Origin of the sequence: Marinomonas mediterranea MMB-1, from assembly GCF_000192865.1 — a bacterium.
GTDB lineage: Bacteria > Pseudomonadota > Gammaproteobacteria > Pseudomonadales > Marinomonadaceae > Marinomonas > Marinomonas mediterranea.
This window is the reverse complement of record NC_015276.1, coordinates 1,116,194-1,141,183: the sequence shown is the minus strand read 5'-3', so window position 1 is coordinate 1,141,183 and position 24,990 is coordinate 1,116,194. Positions and strand designations below refer to the sequence as shown.

Here is a 24,990-nt window from a genome sequence, read left to right as displayed (position 1 = left end):
CCTTTGCACGACACCACAAGAAAGCCTCGTTTTGGAGAGCGCAGTCGTCACGCAAAGGTTTCCACTCGTTTTAAACGCCAATAGCCTCAAGATCAGACAAAGGCCAGCGCGCCCTAATTGAAAGGTTTAACGGAGATGATTGTCCCGCTTTCAATCGTTGAGCGCCAGCATACGCAATCATTGCGCCATTATCAGTACAAAACTCCGGTCGCGCGTAGAACACACTACCACCTATTTTTGCTAATTTTGATTCCAGCTGTTCACGAAGCCTTTTATTGGCACTCACACCACCGGCTATAATCAAGCGTTTAAGACTTTCTTGCTCAAGTGCTCGACGACATTTGATTACTAAGGTATCAACAACCGCTTGCTCAAACGCAAGCGCAATATCAGATTTAAATTGTTCATTAAAACGCTCGTCATCGAGCGCTTCGTGTACCGCTGTTAGAAAGGCCGTTTTCAACCCACTAAAACTAAAATCCAGTCCAGGGCGGTCTGTCATGGGGCGAGGAAACTTTATCCCCGAATCTGGGTTTCCATGCTCTGCAAGTGACGCTATATACGGTCCACCTGGATACGGCAGTCCGATCATCTTTGCGGCTTTATCAAACGCTTCTCCAGCAGCATCGTCCAAAGACTGCCCTAATAATTTATACTTACCAATGGCATCTACTCGCACAAGCTGAGTGTGCCCACCCGAAACAAGCAACGCTATAAATGGCATATCAGGTCGTTCATCTTCCAGCATAGGCGCTAATAAGTGGCCTTCCATGTGATGAACCCCTAATGCAGGAATATCGAGAGACATCGCTAAAGAGCGCCCTATCGTCGCCCCCGCCATTAATGCCCCCACTAACCCTGGGCCGCTGGTAAAGGCAATCGCACTCAAATCAGCTTTAGTTAAACCAGCCTCTTCTAATACGTCATCAATAAGAGGCAATGTTTTTCGAACATGGTCTCGAGACGCCAATTCTGGGACAACACCGCCATACTCTGCATGTTGCTCAATCTGCGAATAGATTTTATGTGCTAGCAACCCAGCGTCCGTATCATAAATCGCAATACCTGTTTCATCACAGGAAGTCTCAAGACCTAGTACTTTCATTATGTTCTCTCTCGATACATTTGCCGCGCATTGTACCTCAATTGTGAGGCTGTTTTGTATCATGTTTGATTTTTATATAGACAGCTCTTGATCAGCTCTATATAATCTCGCGCGTTTTAACGTTTAATCAAAAGGCAGGTGATTCTAATTTCTTCGCTCACACAGTAGCGAAAACCTAGGCTTAGAAATAAAAAGTACCTAGTTAAAAATGCACTATTATTCCAATCTAATCCGATTTTCATTCTCTGATTAGTTTCAATTGATAGTGGTTAGTAGCAGGTCGAACCGCCATACGGCATCATATTGATCAAAATATGAGGAAGTCTGGTACAAAAATCTGTATCATTCGTGCCGTTTATTTTAAACGTATAAACCCAATTTAAGGTGATATTAATGCCATCAGTAAAAGTTAAAGATAACGAACCATTTGACATCGCTCTACGTCGTTTCAAGCGCTCTTGTGAAAAAGCAGGCGTTCTTGCTGAAGTACGTCGTCGCGAGTGCTATGAGAAACCAACAACTCTCCGTAAGCGTGCAGCAGCTGCAGCTGTTAAACGTCATGCGAAGAAAGTTTCTCGTGAGCAGAAAAAATTCCAACGCTTGTACTAGAAATTTTTGTACAACGCGCAGCACTTACTGCTTAAATTTGCCAGTTAATGTGCTAAGTTAATCAGATTCTGATTAACACATCAGAACGGTTAGTTTCTCAACTAGCCGTTTTTTTGTTTCTGATACTGCATACTATAGGACCCCTTATGTCTGACTTAAAGAAAACCATTTCAGATACACTTAAAGCCTCAATGCGAGCGAAGGAAAAAGAGCGCGTCACCGTTATCCGCACTATTCTTGCCGAGATTAAACGCATTGAAGTTGATGAGCGAATTGACGTTGACGATACACGCATTCTCGCTGTACTAGATAAAATGGTTAAGCAACGCAAAGATTCCGTTCAGCAATTTACGGATGGCGGACGTGACGACTTAGCCGAAATAGAGCAAAAAGAAATCGCAATCATTAGCGAGTTCTTGCCTACCGCTCTAACGGAAGACGAAATCATCGCAATTGTAAAAGCAGCAGTTGAAGAAACTGGCGCAAATAGCATGCAGCAAATGGGTGCCGTTATGGCAATTGTTAAGCCTCAAGTCCAAGGACGAGGCGACATGGGTGTGGTTAGCAAACACGTAAAAGCACTTATTGCTTAACTAATAACGGCTAACGAGCATTATGTCGGGACGTATACCAGATCAATTTATCGACGAGCTTCTCGCTCGCACAGACATAACCGATGTGGTTTCGTCTCGCGTCACACTAAAAAAAACAGGGCAAAACTATTCTGCGTTATGCCCTTTTCACAACGAAAAAACACCCTCATTTAGCTTAAATCCGAATAAACAATTCTATTATTGCTTTGGCTGCGGTGCCGGCGGCAACGCAATCTCCTTTGTCATGGAGCATGACCACCTAGATTTTGTTGAAGCGATTGAAGTGCTGGCGAAAGACGCCGGTCTAGAAGTTCCGAAAGAGAAAGGCGCCCCTGACCGCTACGAGCAGAACGCGGAATTATTAAAACGCCTAACAGAAAGTGCTCACTTTTTTCAAAGCCAACTCACACAAAGCCAGTTCAAGAAAAAAGCGACGGATTATTTAGCCTCGGAACGAGGGCTCTCTGGCCAAATAGCCAAAGTTTATGGATTGGGGTTTGCTCCGCCCGGATGGGACAACCTATTAAAAGCGATTGGCAAACGCGCAGAGCAGCAAGAACAGCTTCTTCATGGCGGTATGCTGATCGAGAAAAAAGACCAGCAAGGCCAATACTATGATCGCTTTAGGGATAGAATCATGTTCCCTATTCGCGACAGTAGGGGACGTGTTATCGCGTTTGGTGGACGAGCCTTTGGGGATGAAAAGCCGAAATATTTAAACTCTCCAGAAACCGCTGTTTTTAATAAGAGCCATGAGCTATATGGCTTATTTGAGGCGAAACAAAACACACAAAACCTAGACAATATTATTGTTGTTGAAGGGTACATGGACGTTATCGTCCTTGCTCAATATGGTATTACAAACGCTGTTGCAACACTTGGGACATCGGTAAATAGCCAACACATTCGTAAGCTATTTAAACTTGTTAATAAAATCACACTCTGTTTCGACGGCGACAAAGCTGGCCGAGCGGCGGCTATTCGCGGCTTAGAAGCCTCACTCCCCGTGATGCAAGACGGAAAACAAGTACGCTTTCTATTTTTACCTGACGGCGAAGATCCTGATTCACTGGTGAGACAAGAAGGTCAAGACGCTTTTCAAGCACGGTTAGAGGATGCCAACTCACTTGCAAACGTGCTATTTGAGCACGCACGAAATCAAGTGACACTAGACCATGAAGAAGGCGACGCGGAATTTGCACGCAACGCCATGTCCTTGATCCAGCAAATTCCGAATGACATCACTTACCGTTCTGTCTTACTAAAACAGCTATCAAAAGAATCGGGGATCGAAAAAGAGACATTAAACCAAGTCGCCATCCCAACGAAAAGATCAAGCTATACAGAAGCGGCTAGAAACCAACAAAACGAACCTTCACAGCACGCTTATAGCAACGAGATTCAAGCAGACCAAAGAAATGATCTCTCTTATAGCACAGATCATTACGACGACTACCCCCATCCCCAAGCAGAGTACGACGATTACGCAGTGGCACCTATCGACCATTCTTACGGAAGTGAGTTTGGAGGAGGGTCTCGTAAAAAAAGCGGTTTTAACAAGAAAAGTGGCTTTGGTAGTAACAACAAAAACAACTACAAAAACAATTACATAAATAAAGAGTTCGATACACCCAAATTACCTCAAGCCCCCAAACCTCTTTCCGCAATCGAACATGCAATACTTTGCTTAGTGTTACACCCAAATGTCGCCAAAAGCATTGACGTTCCAGACCCACTAATAAACAGCTCAGATGAAGCAACCCAAACCCTTAGCACGGTATGGCGCTATTTCAATAAACACCCAGACCACAATGCTGGGCACTTTATTTTTAATAAAAAAAATACTGACGTCGGCAACCGAGTTTTACACCTTCTCAACCACGGCGATGCCCATACAAAAGAAAAAATAGTCAACGCCACCCAAGAAATTTCAGACTTAATTAGCGCATTAGAACGAAATTTAGGAACAGATAACTCAACACAGCGCTTGAAAAGTAAAGGAAGTGACTACATTAAAAGTGAAGATGGCAAACAAGATTACAGAGCAATGGTTGAACATTTGCGACAACAAAAATTAAAGAAATAAAACTGCTTAAATAACGTGCAAAAAGCAACTATAACTGGAAATTTTATACCTTTTTCAGTATAATACGCGGCTTGCTAACCCCAAACGAATTCTAACGATAGGTTGTCGAATGTCAGACACTCAACAGTCACGTCTCAAAGAACTGATAGCCAAAGGTAAAGAACAAGGTTATTTAACTTTTACGGAAGTTAATGACCATCTTCCCGATGACCTGTCAGACCCAGAGCAGGTTGAAGAAATTGTAGCCATGATCAACGATATGGGGATCGTGGTTTCAGAATATGCCCCAGATAAAGAAAGCCTTCTTATGGAAGAAGGCGACTCGACGGACGAAGAAGCAGCTGAAGAAGCAGCCGCCGCTCTCGCAGCCGTTGAAGGAGATGTTGCTCGTACCACAGATCCAGTACGTATGTACATGCGTGAAATGGGTACCGTTGAGCTCCTTACTCGTGCAGGCGAAATTGCCATAGCTAAACGTATCGAAGAAGGTACCCGTGAAGTCATGGCATCATTGTCTTACTTCCCTGGTGCAGTAGATGTTCTTCTTGATACTTACGCTAGAACCGTTGAAGAAGAAGGTCGCTTAAGCGATATCTTTAGTGGCTTCATTGATGGCGATGGCGAAGAACCCATCTTCGAGGAAGTGATTGAAGAAGTCGTTGAAGAGGAAGAAGACGAATCTGACGAAGAAGAGTCAAGCGACGACGATGAAGAGGAAGAAACAGAAAGCGGTCCAGATCCAGAAGAAACGGCTCGCCGTTTCAACGAGATCAAACGCATTCATCACGAAGTTCTTGCTTTACTTGAAAACAGCGATCGTCAAGATCCAGCAGTTCGAGCCAAACAAGAAGAGCTTAGTATTAGTTTTGCTCCGATTAAACTTGTACCTAAATTGTTCGATGACCTCATTGATCGTGTCCGTTCTCGCATGGATAAAGTGCGAGAGCAAGAGCGCCTGATCATGCAAGTCTGTGTTCGCAAAGCGGGAATGCCTCGTACTGAATTTTTGAAGCGCTTCCCAAGCAATGAAACTAACCCAGGTTGGTTACAAGAACAGATCGATTTGTCTGCAAGTTATTCAGCAGCACTCGAAGAGAATGAAGCCGAATTTTCTCGCAGCCAACGTAAGCTAAGAGCCATCTCGAAAGATACGGGTCTGAGCATCGCACAGCTAAAAGAAATCAATCGCCGCATATCGATTGGCGAAACTCGCGCACGTCGTGCGAAGAAAGAAATGGTTGAAGCCAACCTACGCTTGGTTATCTCGATCGCTAAAAAATATACAAACCGTGGTTTGCAGTTCCTTGACCTTATTCAGGAAGGCAATATTGGTTTGATGAAAGCGGTCGATAAATTCGAATACCGTCGTGGTTACAAATTCTCAACCTATGCGACATGGTGGATTCGCCAGGCAATCACTCGCTCAATCGCAGACCAGGCGCGGACTATTCGTATTCCAGTTCACATGATTGAAACAATCAACAAACTGAATCGTATTTCTCGTCAAATGCTTCAAGAAATGGGTCGTGAGGCAACGCCAGAAGAACTGGCTGTGCGCATGGATATGCCTGAAGATAAGATCCGTAAAGTGCTTAAAATCGCCAAAGAACCTATTTCTATGGAAACACCTATCGGTGATGATGAAGATTCACACTTAGGCGATTTCATTGAAGATGATGGTGCAGAGTCTCCTGTCGATACTGCAACAATCGAAGGCTTAAAAGAGTCTACAACGACGGTTCTTGCAGGCCTAACCGCCCGTGAAGCAAAAGTACTTCGTATGCGTTTTGGTATTGATATGAATACAGATCATACTCTTGAAGAAGTAGGCAAACAATTTGACGTTACACGCGAGCGTATCCGTCAAATTGAAGCGAAAGCACTGCGTAAACTTCGTCATCCAAGTCGCTCCGAGCACTTACGCAGCTTCTTAGACGAATAAATCGAAAGGTAATGCGCTTTTACAGCAGAAACAAGGTTTCTTGCCTTTAAGCGAATAAAATCCCCAAAATGGCTTCGCCTTTTGGGGATTTTTTATTTCCATTATTGCCAAACTTGTCATAGACTAAAATCATGTAGTTTAGAGTATTTGGTAAGCATCACTTGTACAAAACGCTCGCAATAATCAACTTACATTTGTCACACTCGACCCACTTAAGGCAGCCTAAACGGCTCAGTCAATTATTCACTCGACCTAACGATTTCCCATCAAATTTATACAGCAAGAACAGCCCCTACTTTCTCATTAGTGAACGTGTTTTAGATAGCACAGGAGTACTTTATGGAAAAGATCTATGTTCTAGATACCAACGTGCTTTTGCACGACCCTCTTGCAATTTATGCCTTTGCAGAACACAAAGTTGTCATACCTATGACCGTCTTAGAGGAGCTAGATTACATTAAAGACCGACGTGACAAGGATGTAAGTAGAGAGGCGCGAATTGCCATTAACACAATCGACAAGATTGTTGGCGACGCGTCTCCGAAAGCACTACAAAATGGCGTACCTATCCATTCTTTAGAATCCCATGACACGGACACAGCCGGTCATGAAGGTTCCTTAGCCATTTTTCCCGACCAACAAATTACCAACACAGATAACATTCCATTTCTCAATGGAAACCACGACCACGCAAATGACAATCGAATTATAAACGTCGCGTTAAGTCTACAAGCAACAAATCCTAAAGCCTCCGTCTGCCTTGTCACCAAAGACATTAATATGAGAATCAAGGCAAAAGGCTCTGGCCTAGAGCGTGTTGAAGACTATCGTCGGGACAAAGTACTCGATGACGTTGACTTAATGAACAAAGGCTACGTCACAATTGATGGAGAAATGTGGAACCTCATAAAGTCAGTTAGAACTGAAGTTCATGGACACCACACCGTCCATATTATCGATAAAACAGAACTGCCTACGCTGTTTTTAAACATGTTTATCTTGGATGAAAATGAATTTGTAGGCTTCGTCGTAAACATAGACAAAGAGTATGTTTACCTAATTGACCTAAATAAGCAGAATTTAATGCATCAAAGCTTCTGGGGCATCAAACCCAGAAACATGGAACAAGCCATGGCCTTCTATCTATTACGCCATGACAACTCAGATCTGATGATTATGACAGGGCCAGCGGGGTCAGGTAAAACACTGCTAGCGCTTGCGTATGCATTACAAGTGACAATGGAAGAGAAACGTTTTAATAAAATTATTGTTGCCCGCTCCACTCCCCCTATGGCTGAAGACATCGGCTTTTTGCCTGGAACGGAGGAAGAAAAAATGGCACCTTGGCTCGCTGCATTTGACGATAACTTAGAGATTCTACACGGTGCAGATGAACACTCTTTCAGTAGCATTGACTACGTAAAACAAAAAGCGAATATCCAATTTAAATCTTTGAACTTTATGCGCGGGCGATCTTTTAACAACGCATTGATCATCATTGATGAAGCACAGGGGCTCACACAGTTCCAATTAAAATCAATTGTGACCCGTATTGGTAGCAACTCGAAAATTATCGTTCTGGGCAACCTTGCTCAAATCGATAATAAATACATTACCCCCCTAACCTCAGGTTTAACGTACCTTGTAGAAAAATGTAAGGCCTTTAAATACGCAAGCGTCATGCATGTTAATGGCATAGAGCGAAGTCGCTTAGCAGAGTTTGCGGAAGAGACGCTATAGAATTAACGGAATGAAAAACACGAATTAAAAAACAGCAAGGACGCTAAGCAAAAATAAAAATGCTGGTACACACCTTTAACGTGTACCGGCATTTTTCGCTTTTCATAATGAAAAAACTAACCTATTTTAAGTTCAGCACATCCTGCATATCATATAGACCATTCTGTTTACCAGATAGCCAATTAGCAGCACGTACCGCACCTTTAGCAAAGGTCATACGACTGCTTGCTTTATGTACGATTTCAATTCGCTCACCTTCGGTAGCAAACCAAACACTGTGATCACCCACGACATCACCTGCGCGAATCGTTTCAAAGCCAATTTCTTTTTGCGTACGCGGCCCAATCTGACCTTCACGGCCATAAACAGCGCATTCTTTTAAGTCTCTTCCCAGCGCTTCCGCAACCACTTCCCCCATTCGTAAAGCCGTTCCTGAAGGAGAATCTACTTTATGTCTATGATGAGCCTCAACAATCTCAACATCATAATCATCACCTAGGATCTTTGCAGCCGTCGCCAATAGCTTTAAGGTTAGGTTTACACCGACACTCATATTAGGCGCAAATACAATAGGCGCTTGATTCGCTGCGCACTCTAGTTCATTTTTTTGCTCATCAGTTAAACCCGTTGTCCCAATAACAATTGCTTTGTTATAACTGGAGCAGAACGCAACGTTTTCCATTGTTAAAGAGGGCGATGTAAAATCGATCAAGACATCAAAGTCGTCTTTGCACGCTTCAATCGAGTCAACCAACATTATCCCAAGCTTACCAACGCCTGCAATTTCGCCTGCATCCGCACCGACTAACGAGCTACCCGGCTTAACAAGAGCTGCGCCAAGTTCAACACCTTCTGCTTCAACAGTCGCTTGAATTAAATTTTTACCCATACGCCCTGAAGCGCCAATTATCGCGATTCGCATTTGTTACTAATCCTATTTATCTAATGAGCAAACCATATCAAATCTACTAAAAAATCTCAGCCTTAAAACAGAAAAAGCGGTCAATATGACCGCTTTTTCTGTTTTAAGGCTGAGATCTAAGATCGTTTATATCCCAAGCCGTTTACGTTATAAAACGACTATGTTTAAAAAATTTCATCCGGTGCTAATTCAAACGTATCATCTAAATTCGATTGGTCAAACTCAAACACATTATCGTCACCTGAAGCTGAAGACTGCCCCGGACGAACAATAGGTCGAGAAAGGTCATTCTGCTTAATCACAATCTCAACGCGACGGTTCGTTGCACGATTTGCAGAAGTATCATTTGGAACCAAAGGTCGCGTATCTGCGAACCCCGTAACCGAAAATCGATTCTGATCCAAGGCCCCCGTCGCAAACAGTTCTTCAGCTACCGCGATCGAACGTGCTGATGACAGCTGCCAGTTAGACTGAAAGCGCCGACTTTCAATTGGGATATTGTCAGTGTGACCTTCAACAGAAATGTTACCTTTAACCCCGATCAACACTTCGCGAACCATATCAATCACAGGTATAAAATCAAAATTCAATTCAGCCGACCCTGATTCAAAAGACCCCTTGTCTTTCAATCGAATCGTAATGGTTTGCTCTTGAGTTTCTACCTCAACCGTCCCTTTGGAAATTTCCTCTTTCATGACAGACGAGATCTGCTGCGCATCTTCTTCTGTTTGCTGAATTTGCTTTTCACGCTCGAGATCTGCTTTCGACTTATCAACAAAGGTTGAAGGTGACGGCTGACCTGCCCCCTCTTGCTCATTGAGCTCTGCCGTATCAGGCTTACACAATACTTCTAGCGTATTTTCAGGCCGATCATCCGCCTTTTGACGCACTTCATTAATAGGCGTCGGCTCTGGTCGCCCAGGACTAAATTCCTGAGCAATAATGGAGGTCCCCATTGGGATAGATTGAGCTTCAATTTGCTTTTGGACACCAAAGGCCTCACGCATTGAGCCAGCCAGTTGCTTAAATTTAAGAACATCCATCTCTGCAAACGATAGCAAGAGTACAAAGAAACACATAAGCAGTGACATTAAGTCCGCAAAGGTTCCCATGTAGGCAGGAAGCCCTTCTATACACTCGGGACAATCCTGTTCTTCTTCATCACTCATATATATTTATCCAATTACAATCCAGTCACAAACTACAAGCCAATAAGGTATAAAAAGCTATTCTCGCTCAGTTCGTTTACTTTCTGGAATAAAGGTTTTCAATGAGCCATCAAGAACTCGAGGGTTTTGCCCAGCCTGAATAGCAAGCAATGCATCTAATATCAACTGTTGACACATTAGCTCTTCTTTAGCTCGGTTTTCAAGCTTCGCCTGAATAGGCAAACACACCATGTTAGCCAACATCGCGCCATAAAGCGTGGTAAGAAGTGCAACCGCCATCGCTGGCCCAATCGCCTTTGGATCATCCATGTTAGCAAGCATCTGTACCAGACCTACTAGGGTTCCGATCATCCCCATTGCTGGGCCAACATCCCCTAACGCTTTAAAGATTTTGGCGCCATTGTCATGTCGAGTGAACGCCATATTCATGTCTTTAGACAACTGCCCCTTAACCACAGAACCATCATGACCATCCACCAGCATTTGAATCCCTTTCGACATAAAAGGATGACTGACTTCCTTACCTTCTAAAGACAGAAGTCCACCTTTTCGAGCCTCATCTGCAAGTCCATAAACTTCATCGATCAAAGCATCTAATGGTACGCTTTTGAACATAAAAGCCTTAGCAGCAACTTTACCTGCTCCCAAGAATTGTCCTAGGGGATATTGCATCAATGTGACGAAGGTGGAACCAATCAGTACAATCAATATCGACGCAGGGTCTACAAACATACCTGCGGAGCCACCTAGTAAGATCGCCAGCAAGATGATAACAAATGAGCCTATCAGCCCAACTAACGTCGCGAGATCCACACACGTCTCCTAAATAAAAAAGCTATAATGCCTAATAGTTTACTCAATATTATATAAAATTTATCTTCTTTTGATTTATATGGACATATAAATTTGTAATAAATGAATATCTAACTCGAAGATTAGTGTTATTTCTGTTACAAATTGTAGGAAATGCACGGTGTAAGTCAGCTTTTTTTAACGCATTAACGAGAAAGTACCATGTCACGCAAAACGAGTGTTCGTCACTTTGAAGATAATTTAAGCGAATTAGAGAGTATTGTCACTCAGCTCGAGTCCAACCAGCTCCCTCTTGAAGACGCTCTCAAAGCATTCGAAAAAGGGGTTAAACTAAGCAAGGATTGCCAAACAGTGTTAACCCAAGCAGAACAAAAAGTTCAAATTCTTGTTGAAAAACAAGAAGGTGAGCGACTAGAAAACTTTAATCCGGAAGACAATCAGTGAATTTAGAGCAGTTTTCACACTATTCACGAGACCGAGTTGATCGTTACCTTAACGACCAATTAACTCAGTACGATGCAGCCGACTATTTACATGAAGCAATGCGCTATAGCTTGTTTAACGGTGGTAAACGCGTTCGTCCAATGCTCGTTTACGCTACCGCTGAACTCTTTTCAGAGTCAAATCGACTAACAGATGCTTCTGCTGCGGCAATCGAATCGATCCACGCCTACTCCCTAATACATGACGATCTGCCCGCTATGGATGATGACGACTTACGTCGCGGCAAGCCGACTTGTCATATCCAATTTGATGAAGCGACGGCGATATTAACGGGAGATGCATTACAAACCTTCGCTTTTGAGCTTCTGAGCGCCTCTTACAACGAAATTGATACTGATAACCTAGCAGATTGCAAAACACGACAGCTAAGGCTCATCAGAAGCTTAAGCCGCGCCTCCGGCCGCTTTGGCATGGTAACGGGGCAGATGATTGATCTAAACAACGTTGACCGGAGTATTACTCTAGAGACACTGGAAAAAATGCACCAGCACAAAACAGGTGCCTTAATTCGCGCAAGTGTTTTAATGGGTGCGCAGAGTGTTGGTATAGAAGACCAGAAAATACTGTCTCAACTGGATAAATACGCGAGCGCGATTGGACTCGCTTTTCAGGTTCAGGATGACATTATTGACATCACTAGCGATACGCAAACGCTAGGGAAAAATCAATTTTCAGATAGCGAAGCGAATAAGCCTACCTACCCAAAGTTACTGGGGCTAGAAGGCGCAAGAGAAAAAGCAAACACACTAAAACAAGAAGCAATAGAAGCTATTTCACCCTTTGGTGATAAAGCGGCACCGTTAATACAGCTAGCGAGCTATATTATTAGTCGTAACCACTGATATACTTACGGTCTTATTACATTTCTAAAAAATTATAACTTTATTCGGTGCCCATGCTGTTCGAAGAATTCCCAACAAGTCGCCCTACTACCCCCCTGTTAGATCAGATAGACAAACCATCTGATCTACGCGCACTCCCAAAAGAGGCGCTTCCAACTCTAATAAACGAGTTGAGGGAGTACTTACTTTATAGTGTCAGCCAGACGGGCGGACACTTTGGAGCAGGACTAGGCGTAATAGAGCTGACCGTCGCGCTTCATTATCTTTACGAAACGCCCGAAGATAGAATCGTATGGGATGTAGGCCATCAGGCATACCCTCATAAAATTTTAACGGGACGTAGAGAAGAGCTATTAACCATACGTCAGGAAAACGGCCTAACGGGTTTTCCAAAACGAGGCGAAAGCGAATACGATACGTTTGGAGTTGGGCATTCCAGTACCTCTATTGGCGCAGCGTTGGGCATGTCTATTGCCAACAAAACATTAGGCAAAAACAGAAAAGCAGTAGCCGTGATTGGTGACGGCGCCATGTCCGCAGGTATGGCGTTTGAAGCACTTAATCATGCAGGCGATGTAAAAGCCGATATGCTGGTGATTTTAAACGATAATGAAATGTCTATTTCAGCTCCCGTTGGTGCGCTTTCAAATTACTTTTCTCGCATATGGGCAAGTAAAACCTATGATCATATCCGAGAAGGTGGGAGAAAGGTTTTCTCTGGGCTTCCTTCTGCGCTGGAGTTAGCCAGAAAAGCAGAAGAACATATGAAAGGCATGGTAGCCCCTGGCACCATGTTTGAAGAACTGGGCTTTAATTATATAGGCCCAATCGATGGACACGACATCGATCTACTGCTTTCTACTCTGTCTAATATGAAAGACCGAAAAGGGCCGCAATTTCTTCATATTATTACTAAAAAGGGTAAAGGGTTTGAACCGGCTGAAGGCGATCCAATTGGCTTTCATGCCATCAACAAAATCGAACCCGAAAAATCGCCTGACTCGAAGCCTGTAAAGAAAGATGTAAATAAAGAAGCTAAGAAGACCTTACCTAAATACAGTAATGTCTTCGGTAAATGGGTATGCGATGCGGCAGAAGCAGACCACAGACTTGCAACCATCACACCCGCAATGAAAGAAGGCTCCGACCTTATCGAGTTTGCAAAGCGTTTTCCGGAACGCTATTTTGACGTCGCCATTGCTGAGCAACATGCAGTCACGTTAGCGGCCGGTATGGCATGTGACGAAATGAAGCCTGTCGTTGCCATCTACTCCACCTTTTTACAACGTGGATACGATCAGCTTATCCATGATGTGGCACTGCAAAATTTAGACGTACTGTTCGCAATTGACAGAGCAGGTTTGGTTGGTGAAGACGGACCGACTCACGCTGGCGCCTATGATTTAAGTTATTTACGCTGTATACCAAATATGGTCGTGATGGCGCCGTCAGATGAAGCCGAATGTCGAAAAATGCTGCAAACGGGTTACGAATTCCAAGGCCCAGCCGCTGTTCGCTACCCAAGAGGCACAGGCACAGGCGTAGAAATAAATGAAACTCTAGACACTATCGAGCTAGGTAAGTCACGGACACTTCGAGAAGGTAACTCTGGTATCGTTATTTGTGCATTTGGCCGACCAACGCACGATTCAAAACTTGCAGCGGACAAACTAGACGCCACACTGATCGATATGCGCTTTGTAAAACCTCTTGATCACGCTGCGTTAGACTCTTTACGTGGTAAAAAGCTGCTTGTGACGGTTGAAGAGAATGCCATTATGGGCGGTGCAGGTTCAGCGGTATCTGAGTACTTACTTAAAGAAAACATCCTTATTTCGACCCTTCACCTCGGCTTACCTGACCGATACGAAGAGCACGCGAAGCATCAAGATATGCTAAAGCGAATCGGATTAGATGCGGACGGGGTTCTTACCGCAATCGAAACAAAGCTCAAGACGATTTAAAGGCAAGGCAAGGCAAGGCAAGGCAAAAAGTATCGCACATGTAAGAATGTGCGATACTTTTATATAAGCGCTCTAAATAAGCGCTTTTAAAACCTCAATCAATGCATTCATTTCTTCATCCGTACCAATTGTGATACGCATATACTCACCAATTCTAGGCTTGTTGCCAAAGTAACGAACGAGAATCCCCTGTTCTTTTAATGCCAGATAGATCGACTCTGCCTGTTTCTCTGGGTGCGTGACAAATACGAAATTTGTCGATGAGTCTAATACCTCAAAGCCCAATGCTTTTAGCTCTCTAGCGGCCCACAGTCTAGTCGCAATGGTTTTGTCGCTGATTTCACGCAGGTATTCAGCGTCTTCAACGGCCGCCGTCGCACCTGCCAGTGCAATTCGATCGATAGGGTAAGAATTGAATGAGTTTTTGAGCCTTTCCAGTCCATCGATAAGATCTTTGTGACCTAAAGCATAGCCCACTCGAATCCCTGCCAATGCCCGCGATTTAGATAAGGTTTGCACGACTAATAAGTTTGGATATTGATTAACCAAACTCACTGCGCTGTCTGCCCCAAAATCAACATACGCTTCATCAACCAAGACAACGACATCCGGATTTGATTGCAATACCGATTTAATCTTATCCAACGACAAGGCTTTGCCTGTTGGCGCATTTGGGTTGGTTACCACCACACCCGATACGTCTAGGTCTTTATAATCATTAACGTCAATATCAAAGCTATCGGTCAGCGGCACAATATTAGGCACAATATTATAAAGTTGGGCATACACTTTATAGAAGCTATAGGTAATGTCCGCAAAGGCGAGCGGTTTCCCATTCGAAAAATACCCCATAAAGGCTAATGCCAACACCTCATCAGAACCGTTACCAACAAACACCTGATTGGATTCTAGTCCATAAGACGTCGCCAAGGCCTTTTTAAGCGATGTGCAATTCGGGTCTGGGTACAAACGTAAGTCGCTTCCAACCATTTCTTGCATCGCTGCAATCGCTTTAGGTGACGGCGAATACGGGCTTTCGTTTGTATTAAGTTTTATATACTTTTTATCCTGCGGTTGTTCACCAGGCACATACGGATCAAGGCTTGCGATTTTATCTGTCCAAAAGCGACTCATACTCGTTTCCTCTGCTTTTAAACCCTCTACCAATACCCCACTGATCTATTCGCAAGATTGGTTAAAAGGCTCTATTTGTCTCTAAAAAGTCTTTAAAAAGTCTTTAAAAAGTCTTTAAAAAAGGCTCGAAAAAAGTTCAAAAAAAATCAACTCATAAAATTAAGGCCTCTAATGAGGCCTTAATACATCGTTGTATAGAAACCTACATTAGTCTTGAGGCTTCATATGAGGGAACAACAACACATCTCTGATTGAAGGAGAATCCGTAAACAACATGACAAGACGGTCAATACCAATGCCTTCGCCAGCAGTCGGTGGAAGACCGTACTCTAGCGCATTGATGTAGTCTGCATCATAGTGCATCGCTTCGTCGTCACCGGCGTCTTTTTCCTCAACTTGACGACGGAATCGCTCCGCCTGATCTTCTGGATCATTAAGCTCAGAGAAGCCATTGGCAATTTCACGTCCACCGACAAAAAACTCAAAGCGGTCAGTAATAAATTCATTGTCATCGTTACGACGAGCTAGTGGAGATACTTCCGCTGGGTATTCTGTGATGAAAGTCGGTTGAATCAATTTGCTTTCAGCCGTTTCTTCAAAAATTTCAGTCCAAAGTTTACCCAATCCCCAAATAGGCTTCACATCAATGTGTAGCTTCTTAGCAACCGCCGTTGCCTTTTCAAGTGTATCAAGGTCTTCTACTGTTAATTCTGGGTTGAAATGCAGAATTGACTCAAGCATCGTCATACGTGCAAATGGTGCACCGAAATCAAATTCTTGACCTTGGTAAGTAACATTCGTTGTACCTAGAACCTTCTCTGATACGGTACGAAGCATATCTTCCGTCAGATCCATTAGATCGTTATAGTCCGCATAGGCTTGGTAAAATTCGATCATAGTGAATTCAGGATTATGGCGAGTAGAAACACCTTCGTTACGGAAGTTACGGTTAATTTCAAATACTCGCTCAAAGCCACCAACAACCAAACGCTTCAAATACAGTTCAGGCGCGATACGCATGTACATTTGCATATCCATCGCATTGTGGTGAGTCACGAAAGGACGTGCCGTTGCACCACCCGGAATCGTTTGCAGCATAGGCGTTTCTACTTCCATGAAACGACGATCTTCTAAGAATCGGCGAATAGTAGAAATAATTTTAGAGCGCACTTCAAACGTAGTGCGAGACTCTTGATTTACAATCAAATCGACATAACGCTGACGGTAGCGCATTTCCATGTCTGCTAAGCCTTTATGCTTATCAGGCAATGGACGCAAAGATTTGGTCAACAACTCAGCCTTCTGCATATCAATGTATAAGTCCCCTTTTCCGGACTTATGAACCGGGCCAGAGATACCAATAATGTCCCCTAGATCCCATGTTTTTTGCTCAGCTAGCAGCTCAGGGCTCAACGCTTTTCGGTTAACATAAGCCTGAATCTGTCCAGTCATGTCTTGAAGCAACATGAAAGCACCACGATTTCGAACGATACGACCAGCAATAGAAACTTTATGGTCCTTTTCTTCAAGTTCAGCCTTTTCGAATTGTCCTAGCTCAGCTTGAAGGTCAGCCGCATATGCATCTCGGCGAAAGGCGTTTGGAAAGGCTATGCGCTCTTCACGGATTGCCGCCAATTTCGCACGGCGCTCAGCAACCAAACGGTTATCTTCACTCGCCAACGCATTTTCTGTGTTCGTTTCGTTCGACATGGGTTTTATCTACTCTTTAAAATTAATCTTCGCTTTCTTTCACACTCTTTGGCGCGAAAGACTGTATCTAGTATTCAGACTTTAGTGGTTTAAAGTCCTTGTTTTAAGCTCGCTACTATAAATTGGTCGAGACTGCCGTCCAATACCGAGCCTGTATTCGTTGACTCAACGCCTGTACGCAAATCTTTGATGCGAGAAGAGTCCAATACGTATGAGCGGATTTGACTGCCCCAACCAATATCCGATTTCGTATCTTCCAATGCTTGAGCAGCCTCCGTACGTTTCAGCATCTCAAGTTCATACAACTTCGCTCGTAACTGCTTCATTGCAAAATCTTTGTTCGCGTGCTGTGAACGTTGGTTTTGACACTGAACCACTGTATTTGTCGGTACGTGAGTAATACGTACGGCAGAATCTGTCGTGTTGACGTGCTGCCCACCCGCTCCAGAAGAGCGGTAAGTATCTATACGCAGATCCGCTGGATTAATATCAATCTCAACGTTGTCGTCGATCTCAGGAGATAAAAACACGGAGGCAAATGACGTGTGTCGACGATTTCCTGAATCAAATGGCGACTTTCGTACCAATCGATGTACGCCAGTTTCAGTTCTTAACCAACCAAATGCGTACTCACCTTCAAAACGAACTGTCGCAGATTTTATCCCTGCAACCTCCCCTTCTGATACTTCCATAAGCTCCACTTTGAAGCCTTTGTCCTCACCCCAACGTAAATACATACGCAAGAGCATATTGGCCCAATCCTGAGCCTCTGTTCCACCTGAACCAGACTGAATATCCAAGAAAGCAGAATTAGCATCCATCTCGCCTGAGAACATACGTCTAAACTCAAGTTTGGCTAATTGCTCATCTAGGTCATTCAACTCTAATTCAACAGCTTCGACAGAATCGGCGTCGTCTTCTTCGACTGCCATATCCAATAGATCTTTTGAATCTTCAACACCGGACTCTAAATTATCAAGTGTTTCAACGACGGCTTCCAATGTGGAGCGCTCTTTGCCTAACTTCTGTGCGTATTCAGGGTCGTTCCATATTTCAGGATCTTCCAATTCACGACTAACTTCTTCTAGACGCTCTTTCTTAGCATCGTAGTCAAAGATACCCCCGAAGAATTTGGGAGCGCTCAGAAAGGTCTTTTATCTTAGAAAGGATTGGGTTGATTTCCATATTGGCTGTAATCTGCTATAAATCTTTATGTATTTAGTTAAGTGCGCAATTGTAACCAATTTACACGCGGCATAAAATGATCCTGTGTCTCGAATAGTGTAATTCGTGTAGAAATTAGCCTGCGTGGGGAGAAATGATGGAAAAGCCAACAGTAGATGTCGATATCTTAGGACAATCTTACAAGATTAACTGTCCTAAAGGACATGAAGCCGACCTAAAAGAAGCGGCAGAACACCTAAATAATCAAATGAGAGAGATTCGCGCCAGTGGTAAAGTACTGGGGCTTGAAAAAATTGCCATTATTGCGGCATTGAATATTACTCACGATATGTTGAGCGGCCGAAAATACGCTCGTTCAAACGAGCAACAGCTTAGAGAGCTTACCTCTCAGCTTGATTCTGCTTTGGCACATCAAACGAAAGTCGGTTAATTATTGTATATCGCGTAATCTCATTTCTTCGTTGCAAGGCTTATCTACACGAAATTTCTTCATAGCGCGGGCATATAGGATGCTTGTGCTAGATGATTTTATTATCAAGTTCATCTATACTGCGTTTGTTTCCTGGGTTGTTCGAAGCGGCTTAACGCCCTTGAGCCTATGAGCAAAAACCCGGACGGAGACTGCGAGTTCGGTGTGCATGTCCGTGCGTCGGAAAGCCTAAAGAGCTCCAGATCCATCCACCTTGAACCACTGGGTTCAAGGCCAATAGCCGAAACGGCAACTCGGGAAACTTCTTTTCTTTTTTAGCGCGTCAATCGCTTCCTCGCTAAACGTCTGATGTTATAGATAGCTTTTTTAGAGATGTTTTTTTATTTACAAAGCACTCTTTGCAAATAGCGCTTCTTTTTTGTGATTCATTCCTTAAACCGACAGTAATCTCAATAACCATACCTGATCAGAACGAAATCGATTATTCTATCTTCGACCGTTGCACGATGTTACGAGCAAAACCAAAACGAGTCTGTTTCTAAACTGTTTTGAAAAGAGCATCAAGTCTTGGAAAAAACAGCGGTCTTGAAAAGAACAGTAGTCGTGTAAGGGCATTTATCTATATCAATAGACACAGTACACAAGGTTTAATCATGCCAAAAAACGATCAGAGACAGTCTCTTAGACAAGAACTTAGGAAAAAAAGAAGAGCATTAACAGAACAGCAGCAAGATGACGCGGCAAGTGAGCTTCTCAATCAATGGTATACTAATCAAATCCATTTAAGCACTCAAACACCACTTAATAAAATAGCACTGTATTTAGCAAACGACGGAGAACTCTCCCCTCATCAAATCGCTAATGATATTTTCAGCAGGGATACTATCACCCCACAAACGACGCTTTATTTACCCGCTTTAAACAACGACAAACTTTTGTTTGCCCACTATTCCAAAAGCTCTGAATGGCACACAAATCGATTCGGAATTGAAGAACCAGTGGATGAAAATGCGCTTTTACCCAATCAACTTGATCTCGTTTTTCTTCCACTTGTGGGATTCGATGAACAGGGAGGAAGGCTCGGAATGGGAGGCGGTTTTTATGACAAATCCTTCGCTCAAAAAAAACCAAAAGAAAAACCGCTGCTTATTGGACTTGCTCATGAATGCCAAAAAGTTAACCAACTTCCTATAGCGTCGTGGGATGTACCACTTGATGGCATACTCACACCAGAGCGTTTTATTTGGTTTTAATCAAGCGTCACTCTAAGGTTCACTTTACCCGCTGAAACAGACTCAATTTGAAGGCTATCAATTCGGACTCGTTCACGAGCCAACTCACGTAACCATCGACTCACAACCGTAAAAGACGCATCAGAGGCCCACACTTGAAGCCGAGTTGAATTCTCAGCACTAATGCGTTCTGCCACCAATCCTGCTCTTTTAGAAGCGGAGTTAACCAATGCCCTTAGCTGATTAGCATTGCGATCGGTAAAACTGACCGTATTACCGCCAGAATTCAAAGACGTTAGCTTCTCTGCATTTTTGACGATTGTCTGATAATTTTCCAGTGCATCTTCTAACCTAGACTGCGCTAGATCATTTTGTTTTTGATTAGGTAACCAAGCACCGTAATAGGCAACGACAAAAAGCAACGCCACCGCTGCCACTATGATTAACCATTGTTCTCGAATCGTACGACCTTGAAAGTTAATCCAAAGCGACATCAACGTAGGGCTACTTTGAAATTGAAGGAGTAACCATTGTTTCACTTCGACTCTCCTTGTAATTGAAACGCGCCAATAAATTCGGCACCTCGTTTTAGTACTTGGTCCAACTGCACGTCTAAGCCCTGCTTATTAAATGCGGCTAGGAGGCTATCAAATACATCCCGATTTTTTGCACGCCACTGAATACGATAACTGCCATTTCTATAGTTAACGCTGACAATAGAATGACTCCCTTTCACTGTCTGGCGAGCCTGATCAATCGTATTTAGTACCTCATAGGGTGATCGAGCCACTACAGAGCCGCTGAAAGCTTCATTTGTTTGCCGTAACTTTGCTTTAAGCTGGCGAGACAGATTAACGACACGCCCCTCGTCAGGGGCAAGACGTAAAAATGCATCTTTAGATTGTTCATTTACAGTGAAGGCTTGTTGATTTAGACGCTCAGTGTCTGACTGCATTGAATAAAGAGAAACAACGAAAAGAAGAGACGCAGCAAGAGCAAACCACTTCCATGACCATAAAGTATGAAGGACAGCGGATTGCTCTCCAAACTCGCCACTGCGCAAGTCCATGCTCTGCCAGTTTTTACGATTAGACAACTGGTATGCGACAAACTCTGCATCTGTATCAGGATCGGACTGCAACACTCGTTCCTGTATATCCGCCGTAACGAATTCCGGAGGAACTTGAATAAGCTGACCATCACTCCACGTATAAACGTCGTCGTTGAAGACACAGAATTCGGATGATTCTAACTGGTTACACAGCCAAGCTTGAGGAAGAATAAAGCTAGTCCGAGCAGGGTTCACATCCTGAAATAGCGTTAGCCATTCGTTCATTGCATCTTTTGAGACAATACTTGCAACAGCAAATGAATGAACAATATGAGTGTTCGCCTCTTGCGTATCGAGAGCTTCATTCTCAACGACATCGTTAGATGCTATTTTATAACCTTGCTTCAACGCGAGCGTAACAAAGTGAGTGTCTTCAATTGGCTGTGCAATATGTGACTCTAATAAGAAAGGAGCGACCTTGCTAAGGTGACGAGACTGCCCTTTTTGTAGTTCAAATTGATGAAATTGGCTCCGCCATGCGGGCAAGAGAAGGATCAGTTCAAATTGAAACACACCGTCTTGTTGTTTTTCAGATAGCCATTCTTTGAACTGGTCAAGTGACACGTCTTTCTGAGCTTCTTCTATCGCACCTTGCTCAGAAAAGTACCAAAAAGAGACACTCCACTTTTTCAGTTCATCAAACTCTTCCTTTAGTGCTAACACCAACTGCTTCAAGTAGCTACCTCAATTCGTCTTTGTCGCCGTTACGCCAAGGTACTGGAGTAACTTTTTTGATAGGGTTTCAAAGGGTGCAAATGACCGATAATAGACAGATATAATACCATCTTCATTTTTATAAAGAAGAGTATGTAAAAACCGATTCGGTTTGTCTTTTTCTTCTAAAACAATAAAGGCTTCAATAAATTGCGTGTCCATGCGCCAATCGGCCTCTTCAAGTTCTTGAGCCTCATATGCCTCATCTTGTAAAAAGTCGTTTATTTCTTCGTAACCCGCACTTTGAACACGCGCTTCCAATTTAGAAAATGCATCAGTTGTCAGACCTGGCAACATTGCTTTTAACAAAACAGAGGAAGCTCTGTTGATATTCAGACCATTGTATTTGGGCAGGGCGCACACATAAGGCGCTATTTTTTCTAAGACATCGTCGTCCAAACCGAGCTGCGTCCATTCAGTATCCCCCACAAACGCAACGTCAGCGGTTCTGTGACTTACTGAACGACCTAAGTAGTACTCGTCTTCTCGGCCATCCGAACCCGTTAAGCTTTGGTCTTCATCAACCCAGTCCGTCAACCAATCAATCCAGTTACTGTCGGTGCCTATCTGGCCGGCAAGTGACTTCAACCTAGTGTAAGTCACTTCTCGCAACTCATTGTCAGCTAGTGCGTTTACATTTATGCAAGATTGCATATCAACTAACGTGATATGCAACTTCTGATTTTCATCGTCTAACTCTAAAAATTCATCCGCTAACAGTCGACTTTGAGAGGGCTGATTTTGGCTGGAGCTTGAGGTGCTGGAAAAACTTAACTCAGAGAACCATTGAGCGGCCCAAGCTTCGCCGCCATACAAGATTTCTTTATCAATATTATCGTCGTTTATCTTTTCATACAGCGCACTTTCTTCGTCAATATAAGACAAGACTTTAACCGCAATGCCACTAATGAGCGCAAAGACCATTAACGCTAAAATTAAAGCAACACCTCGCTTGTTAGACGGCCCATTCATCCGCTATGACTCTCCGCTTCCATAAGGGTTCGCTGTGTTTTTTTCGTGAGGAAAAACAGGCACTTCAAAAACACGCTCGAACGACTCGCCTTCTTTCATCTCGATATGAACCTTAACAGCAATAGGCAGTGGCTCAGATTGTTCCGTCACTCCAGGAAGGTACACTTCCTCTTCAGGCCAGGCCTTAACCCATCCTTTTTCTCCCAACACTTCGATAGAAAGTGTTTTAACGTCGTTAAACAACTGCTCAACAGGCTTACTGTCTTGATCTCTATCCAATACACGCCAATATCGACGATAGAAAATATCATCGGAAACGGAGTAGTGAATTCTCTGTAGCTGAGAACGCTCCTCTCCAAGTGAGTTCTTCCACCCTGTACGAGTAAAGCTTAATTCATTATTAATTAGGACCAATGCAGCTTTTGATTCGCCAAGTTCGTCTCTTATGGGCCGATTTACGATTTGTGATACATCCGCTTCAACCCAAAGCCACACTCTTGAAAGCTTTTCAATTTTATCAGCATGATTAGATATACTTTTTTGCAAACGGATTCCCGACTCCACCATGCCTGTCGATACAAGGCTAACAAAGCCCAAAATAGCCAAAACGATCAAGACCTCAATTAAGGTAAATCCGTGCCTTTTGATTTTCATTTTGGCGTCTCCCTACCACTAGGGAAATAGGTTTGTAGCGAGTAAATTGGGGATTCCGCATTTGGGGGGTTAAACACGTCAACTCTATACCGGTTTAATAAATCGGTTTGCTTTTCCAATTCGATTTTTGAACGCCACTGTAAACCGCCTTGCTCAACCGTCTGCTCATCCAAGCTTGGTGTCTGTCCCTGCCGTATCGAAATACGCGCCAAAGATATACGATCCTTTGCAACCCATGTCGCCATAATTTTTCGTTTCAGATAATCGCTATGATCAACACTTCCCGAGCTGGTTTGCATCATAGTCACACCAACGAGTGAAAGAATCACAAGTGCCATTAAGACTTCAATCAAGGTAAAAGCAGAATACCGTTTAGTAGACCTTAATCGCATTAATGCCATCTCCCTCGATAGTGAGTGAGTACTCGCTTTTTTGCAAACTAATTGAAAACGGCAAATACTCACCGTTGGCAAGAAAGACGAATTGAGCACCTTTCGTGAACGACAGTGAAGATAACGCCTTTTTCAACGCTTTTAACTCAACATCAATGTCGTACTGCACATTCGCATTGGATTCATAAAAGGGCTCTTCTTGTACCCAAGTCACTTTAACATCGTCTTGTTTCGTCTCAGAATCACTAGATGACGGACTGGTCGAAGAAGCAACTCCTCCGGAGGCGTTTTCTATTGGCAACCATTGGCGCCATTCATCGCCATTAATCGAAATGACGCTGGTTGAGCCGGATAGCCAAGCGTTATCAGCAACCTTTTGCAATGCAAATCGTAGGGTTTGAGCTTCACGCTTTAGAGACTCTTCGTCTGAATCGACCGAGATATTGGGCGCAACTAAACTAAGCATCGCGCCCAAAATAGCCAGCACCACAAGCAGCTCTAATAAGGTAAAAGCCGCTTGTGACGTTTTTGTAGGATTCATGCGAAGGTAAGATTTATAGATCAGATGCGCTTAAGTCTTCCGCATCATCATCACCGCCTTCTCGGCCATCAGATCCCAATGAAATAAGATCATAGTCACCCGTTGAACCTGGACTGACATAGACAAATTCATTACTCCAAGGGTCCTTAGGCAACTTCGATAGGTAGCCGCCCGACTTCCAATTACGCGCTTCAGGAAAACCAGAAGGTTTAGACACTAAGGCTTCCAAACCTTGAGCAGTAGAAGGAAAATTTCCATTATCCAGTTTATACAAATTCAATGCGTTCACTAAATCACGCATTTGCGTCTTAGCGACGGTGACTTTCGCTTCATCGGCACGCCCGAGGATATTCGGTGCAATTAAGCCAATCAAGGCACCAAGAATCACCAAAACCACCATGAGCTCTAGTAAGGTAAAACCGCTCTGCTTTCTTTTATTAAACGCAGCGTGTTTACTGTGACCGCTATATGGACGTTCCTGCGACATAGGCATTACCAACTCTCCATCAGACAGGGTACCTATTGCGTCCAGTTCGTCGCTCTTCGATAATACTTCGTTTGCTTGCACTTGTTCTAATTGCATTTGCTTAAATAGTGTACGGCGGAACATGTCTACTCCTAATTCC

Annotated in this window: 24 protein-coding genes and 1 other RNA gene; 11 read left to right on the top strand and 14 right to left on the bottom strand. The window is 43.5% G+C overall.

Annotation, left to right across the window (positions count from 1 at the left end; translation table 11 throughout):
- Positions 1–70: 70 nt before the first annotated feature.
- Entirely contained in the window at positions 71–1,105 is a 1,035-nt protein-coding gene (gene tsaD, locus MARME_RS05130; RefSeq protein WP_013660192.1) for a tRNA (adenosine(37)-N6)-threonylcarbamoyltransferase complex transferase subunit TsaD, read from the bottom strand.
- Between the two features lie 393 nt (positions 1,106–1,498).
- On the opposite strand from tsaD, the gene rpsU reads away from it, so the two are divergent.
- The 5 genes from rpsU (at position 1,499) to MARME_RS05105 (ending at position 8,075) form a co-directional block, all read left to right on the top strand.
- The gene (gene rpsU / locus MARME_RS05125) at positions 1,499–1,714 is read left to right on the top strand and encodes a 30S ribosomal protein S21 (RefSeq protein ID WP_013660191.1); all 216 of its coding nucleotides are present in this window, start codon (positions 1,499–1,501) and stop codon (positions 1,712–1,714) included.
- A 146-nt stretch (positions 1,715–1,860) separates the two neighbouring features.
- Positions 1,861–2,307, top strand: a complete 447-nt coding sequence (locus MARME_RS05120) for a GatB/YqeY domain-containing protein (RefSeq protein WP_013660190.1) — start codon at positions 1,861–1,863, stop codon at positions 2,305–2,307.
- A gap of 22 nt (positions 2,308–2,329) precedes the next feature.
- The gene (gene dnaG, locus MARME_RS05115; protein ID WP_013660189.1) at positions 2,330–4,393 is read left to right on the top strand and encodes a DNA primase; all 2,064 of its coding nucleotides are present in this window, start codon (positions 2,330–2,332) and stop codon (positions 4,391–4,393) included.
- 109 nt (positions 4,394–4,502) lie between these two features.
- Positions 4,503–6,335 (top strand): RNA polymerase sigma factor RpoD, encoded by a 1,833-nt coding sequence (gene rpoD / locus MARME_RS05110; protein WP_013660188.1) that lies wholly within the window; start codon positions 4,503–4,505, stop codon positions 6,333–6,335.
- Between the two features lie 339 nt (positions 6,336–6,674).
- On the top strand, positions 6,675–8,075 hold the full coding sequence (locus MARME_RS05105; protein ID WP_013660187.1) for a PhoH family protein: 1,401 nt from the start codon (positions 6,675–6,677) through the stop codon (positions 8,073–8,075).
- A 121-nt stretch (positions 8,076–8,196) separates the two neighbouring features.
- Here the strand turns inward: MARME_RS05105 and dapB are convergent, their stop codons facing one another.
- From dapB to pomA, 3 genes are all read right to left on the bottom strand, one after another.
- A complete protein-coding gene (dapB, locus tag MARME_RS05100) occupies positions 8,197–8,997 on the bottom strand; it encodes a 4-hydroxy-tetrahydrodipicolinate reductase (protein WP_013660186.1) in 801 nt (266 codons plus the stop codon).
- A gap of 164 nt (positions 8,998–9,161) precedes the next feature.
- The gene (locus tag MARME_RS05095; RefSeq protein ID WP_013660185.1) at positions 9,162–10,166 is read right to left on the bottom strand and encodes a flagellar motor protein MotB; all 1,005 of its coding nucleotides are present in this window, start codon (positions 10,164–10,166) and stop codon (positions 9,162–9,164) included.
- A gap of 57 nt (positions 10,167–10,223) precedes the next feature.
- Positions 10,224–10,979 carry a flagellar motor protein PomA gene (pomA, locus tag MARME_RS05090; RefSeq protein ID WP_013660184.1) on the bottom strand — a complete coding sequence of 252 codons (756 nt, stop codon included), beginning with the start codon at positions 10,977–10,979 and terminating at the stop codon, positions 10,224–10,226.
- 201 nt (positions 10,980–11,180) lie between these two features.
- Between pomA and xseB the strand changes: the two genes are divergently transcribed.
- From xseB to dxs, 3 genes are read left to right on the top strand one after another with little or no spacing between them, the layout of a single operon-like run.
- Positions 11,181–11,423 carry an exodeoxyribonuclease VII small subunit gene (gene xseB, locus MARME_RS05085; RefSeq protein ID WP_013660183.1) on the top strand — a complete coding sequence of 81 codons (243 nt, stop codon included), beginning with the start codon at positions 11,181–11,183 and terminating at the stop codon, positions 11,421–11,423.
- Positions 11,420–12,325 carry a (2E,6E)-farnesyl diphosphate synthase gene (gene ispA / locus MARME_RS05080; protein ID WP_013660182.1) on the top strand — a complete coding sequence of 302 codons (906 nt, stop codon included), beginning with the start codon at positions 11,420–11,422 and terminating at the stop codon, positions 12,323–12,325. The genes xseB and ispA overlap by 4 nt, the downstream gene beginning before the upstream one ends.
- A 53-nt stretch (positions 12,326–12,378) precedes the next feature.
- Entirely contained in the window at positions 12,379–14,289 is a 1,911-nt protein-coding gene (gene dxs, locus MARME_RS05075) for a 1-deoxy-D-xylulose-5-phosphate synthase (RefSeq protein WP_013660181.1), read from the top strand.
- A 72-nt stretch (positions 14,290–14,361) separates the two neighbouring features.
- Here dxs and hisC read toward each other — a convergent pair whose 3' ends face one another.
- The 3 genes from hisC to prfB form a co-directional block, all read right to left on the bottom strand.
- Complete coding sequence (gene hisC / locus MARME_RS05070) at positions 14,362–15,423, bottom strand: histidinol-phosphate transaminase (protein WP_013660180.1); 1,062 nt, start codon at positions 15,421–15,423, stop codon at positions 14,362–14,364.
- A gap of 207 nt (positions 15,424–15,630) precedes the next feature.
- Entirely contained in the window at positions 15,631–17,133 is a 1,503-nt protein-coding gene (gene lysS, locus MARME_RS05065; protein ID WP_013660179.1) for a lysine--tRNA ligase, read from the bottom strand.
- Between the two features lie 89 nt (positions 17,134–17,222).
- Positions 17,223–18,318, bottom strand: a protein-coding gene (gene prfB, locus MARME_RS05060) for a peptide chain release factor 2 (protein WP_013660178.1) whose coding sequence is annotated in 2 segments (ribosomal slippage) — positions 17,223–18,245 and positions 18,247–18,318 — 1,095 coding nt in all. Because the reading frame shifts where the segments join, the coding sequence is not laid out codon by codon here.
- Positions 18,319–18,454: 136 nt separating this feature from the next.
- Here prfB and MARME_RS05055 point away from each other — a divergent pair.
- From MARME_RS05055 to MARME_RS05050, 3 genes are all read left to right on the top strand, one after another.
- On the top strand, positions 18,455–18,748 hold the full coding sequence (locus MARME_RS05055) for a cell division protein ZapA (protein ID WP_013660177.1): 294 nt from the start codon (positions 18,455–18,457) through the stop codon (positions 18,746–18,748).
- 126 nt (positions 18,749–18,874) lie between these two features.
- Positions 18,875–19,052: non-coding RNA, 6S RNA (gene ssrS / locus MARME_RS21785), on the top strand.
- A gap of 349 nt (positions 19,053–19,401) precedes the next feature.
- Positions 19,402–20,001: a 5-formyltetrahydrofolate cyclo-ligase gene (locus tag MARME_RS05050; protein WP_013660176.1), complete on the top strand. Its 600-nt coding sequence runs from the start codon at positions 19,402–19,404 to the stop codon at positions 19,999–20,001.
- Here MARME_RS05050 and gspM read toward each other — a convergent pair.
- The 7 genes from gspM to gspG are packed head-to-tail and all read right to left on the bottom strand — an operon-like array spanning position 19,998 to position 24,974.
- Entirely contained in the window at positions 19,998–20,519 is a 522-nt protein-coding gene (gene gspM, locus MARME_RS05045; RefSeq protein ID WP_013660175.1) for a type II secretion system protein GspM, read from the bottom strand. The two genes, MARME_RS05050 and gspM, sit on opposite strands and share 4 nt — an antisense overlap.
- Entirely contained in the window at positions 20,516–21,766 is a 1,251-nt protein-coding gene (gene gspL / locus MARME_RS05040; RefSeq protein ID WP_013660174.1) for a type II secretion system protein GspL, read from the bottom strand. Before gspL ends, gspM begins: the two co-directional genes overlap by 4 nt.
- Positions 21,767–21,775: 9 nt before the next feature.
- Complete coding sequence (gspK, locus tag MARME_RS05035; protein ID WP_013660173.1) at positions 21,776–22,777, bottom strand: type II secretion system minor pseudopilin GspK; 1,002 nt, start codon at positions 22,775–22,777, stop codon at positions 21,776–21,778.
- Between the two features lie 3 nt (positions 22,778–22,780).
- Positions 22,781–23,431 (bottom strand): type II secretion system minor pseudopilin GspJ, encoded by a 651-nt coding sequence (gene gspJ, locus MARME_RS05030; RefSeq protein WP_013660172.1) that lies wholly within the window; start codon positions 23,429–23,431, stop codon positions 22,781–22,783.
- On the bottom strand, positions 23,428–23,823 hold the full coding sequence (gene gspI / locus MARME_RS05025) for a type II secretion system minor pseudopilin GspI (RefSeq protein WP_013660171.1): 396 nt from the start codon (positions 23,821–23,823) through the stop codon (positions 23,428–23,430). The genes gspJ and gspI overlap by 4 nt, the downstream gene beginning before the upstream one ends.
- On the bottom strand, positions 23,804–24,364 hold the full coding sequence (locus MARME_RS21340) for a type II secretion system protein (protein ID WP_013660170.1): 561 nt from the start codon (positions 24,362–24,364) through the stop codon (positions 23,804–23,806). The genes gspI and MARME_RS21340 overlap by 20 nt, the downstream gene beginning before the upstream one ends.
- Before the next feature lie 13 nt (positions 24,365–24,377).
- Positions 24,378–24,974 carry a type II secretion system major pseudopilin GspG gene (gspG, locus tag MARME_RS05015; protein WP_013660169.1) on the bottom strand — a complete coding sequence of 199 codons (597 nt, stop codon included), beginning with the start codon at positions 24,972–24,974 and terminating at the stop codon, positions 24,378–24,380.
- Positions 24,975–24,990 lie beyond the last annotated feature (16 nt).

Coding starts and splice junctions, on each gene's coding strand:
- tsaD (WP_013660192.1), bottom strand. CDS start 1,105: ATGAAAGTACTAGGTCTTGAGACTTCCTGTGATGAAACAGGTATTGCG.
- rpsU (WP_013660191.1), top strand. CDS start 1,499: ATGCCATCAGTAAAAGTTAAAGATAACGAACCATTTGACATCGCTCTA.
- MARME_RS05120 (WP_013660190.1), top strand. CDS start 1,861: ATGTCTGACTTAAAGAAAACCATTTCAGATACACTTAAAGCCTCAATG.
- dnaG (WP_013660189.1), top strand. CDS start 2,330: ATGTCGGGACGTATACCAGATCAATTTATCGACGAGCTTCTCGCTCGC.
- rpoD (WP_013660188.1), top strand. CDS start 4,503: ATGTCAGACACTCAACAGTCACGTCTCAAAGAACTGATAGCCAAAGGT.
- MARME_RS05105 (WP_013660187.1), top strand. CDS start 6,675: ATGGAAAAGATCTATGTTCTAGATACCAACGTGCTTTTGCACGACCCT.
- dapB (WP_013660186.1), bottom strand. CDS start 8,997: ATGCGAATCGCGATAATTGGCGCTTCAGGGCGTATGGGTAAAAATTTA.
- MARME_RS05095 (WP_013660185.1), bottom strand. CDS start 10,166: ATGAGTGATGAAGAAGAACAGGATTGTCCCGAGTGTATAGAAGGGCTT.
- xseB (WP_013660183.1), top strand. CDS start 11,181: ATGTCACGCAAAACGAGTGTTCGTCACTTTGAAGATAATTTAAGCGAA.
- dxs (WP_013660181.1), top strand. CDS start 12,379: ATGCTGTTCGAAGAATTCCCAACAAGTCGCCCTACTACCCCCCTGTTA.
- hisC (WP_013660180.1), bottom strand. CDS start 15,423: ATGAGTCGCTTTTGGACAGATAAAATCGCAAGCCTTGATCCGTATGTG.
- lysS (WP_013660179.1), bottom strand. CDS start 17,133: ATGTCGAACGAAACGAACACAGAAAATGCGTTGGCGAGTGAAGATAAC.
- MARME_RS05055 (WP_013660177.1), top strand. CDS start 18,455: ATGGAAAAGCCAACAGTAGATGTCGATATCTTAGGACAATCTTACAAG.
- MARME_RS05050 (WP_013660176.1), top strand. CDS start 19,402: ATGCCAAAAAACGATCAGAGACAGTCTCTTAGACAAGAACTTAGGAAA.
- gspK (WP_013660173.1), bottom strand. CDS start 22,777: ATGAATGGGCCGTCTAACAAGCGAGGTGTTGCTTTAATTTTAGCGTTA.
- gspJ (WP_013660172.1), bottom strand. CDS start 23,431: ATGAAAATCAAAAGGCACGGATTTACCTTAATTGAGGTCTTGATCGTT.
- gspI (WP_013660171.1), bottom strand. CDS start 23,823: ATGCGATTAAGGTCTACTAAACGGTATTCTGCTTTTACCTTGATTGAA.
- MARME_RS21340 (WP_013660170.1), bottom strand. CDS start 24,364: ATGAATCCTACAAAAACGTCACAAGCGGCTTTTACCTTATTAGAGCTG.
- gspG (WP_013660169.1), bottom strand. CDS start 24,974: ATGTTCCGCCGTACACTATTTAAGCAAATGCAATTAGAACAAGTGCAA.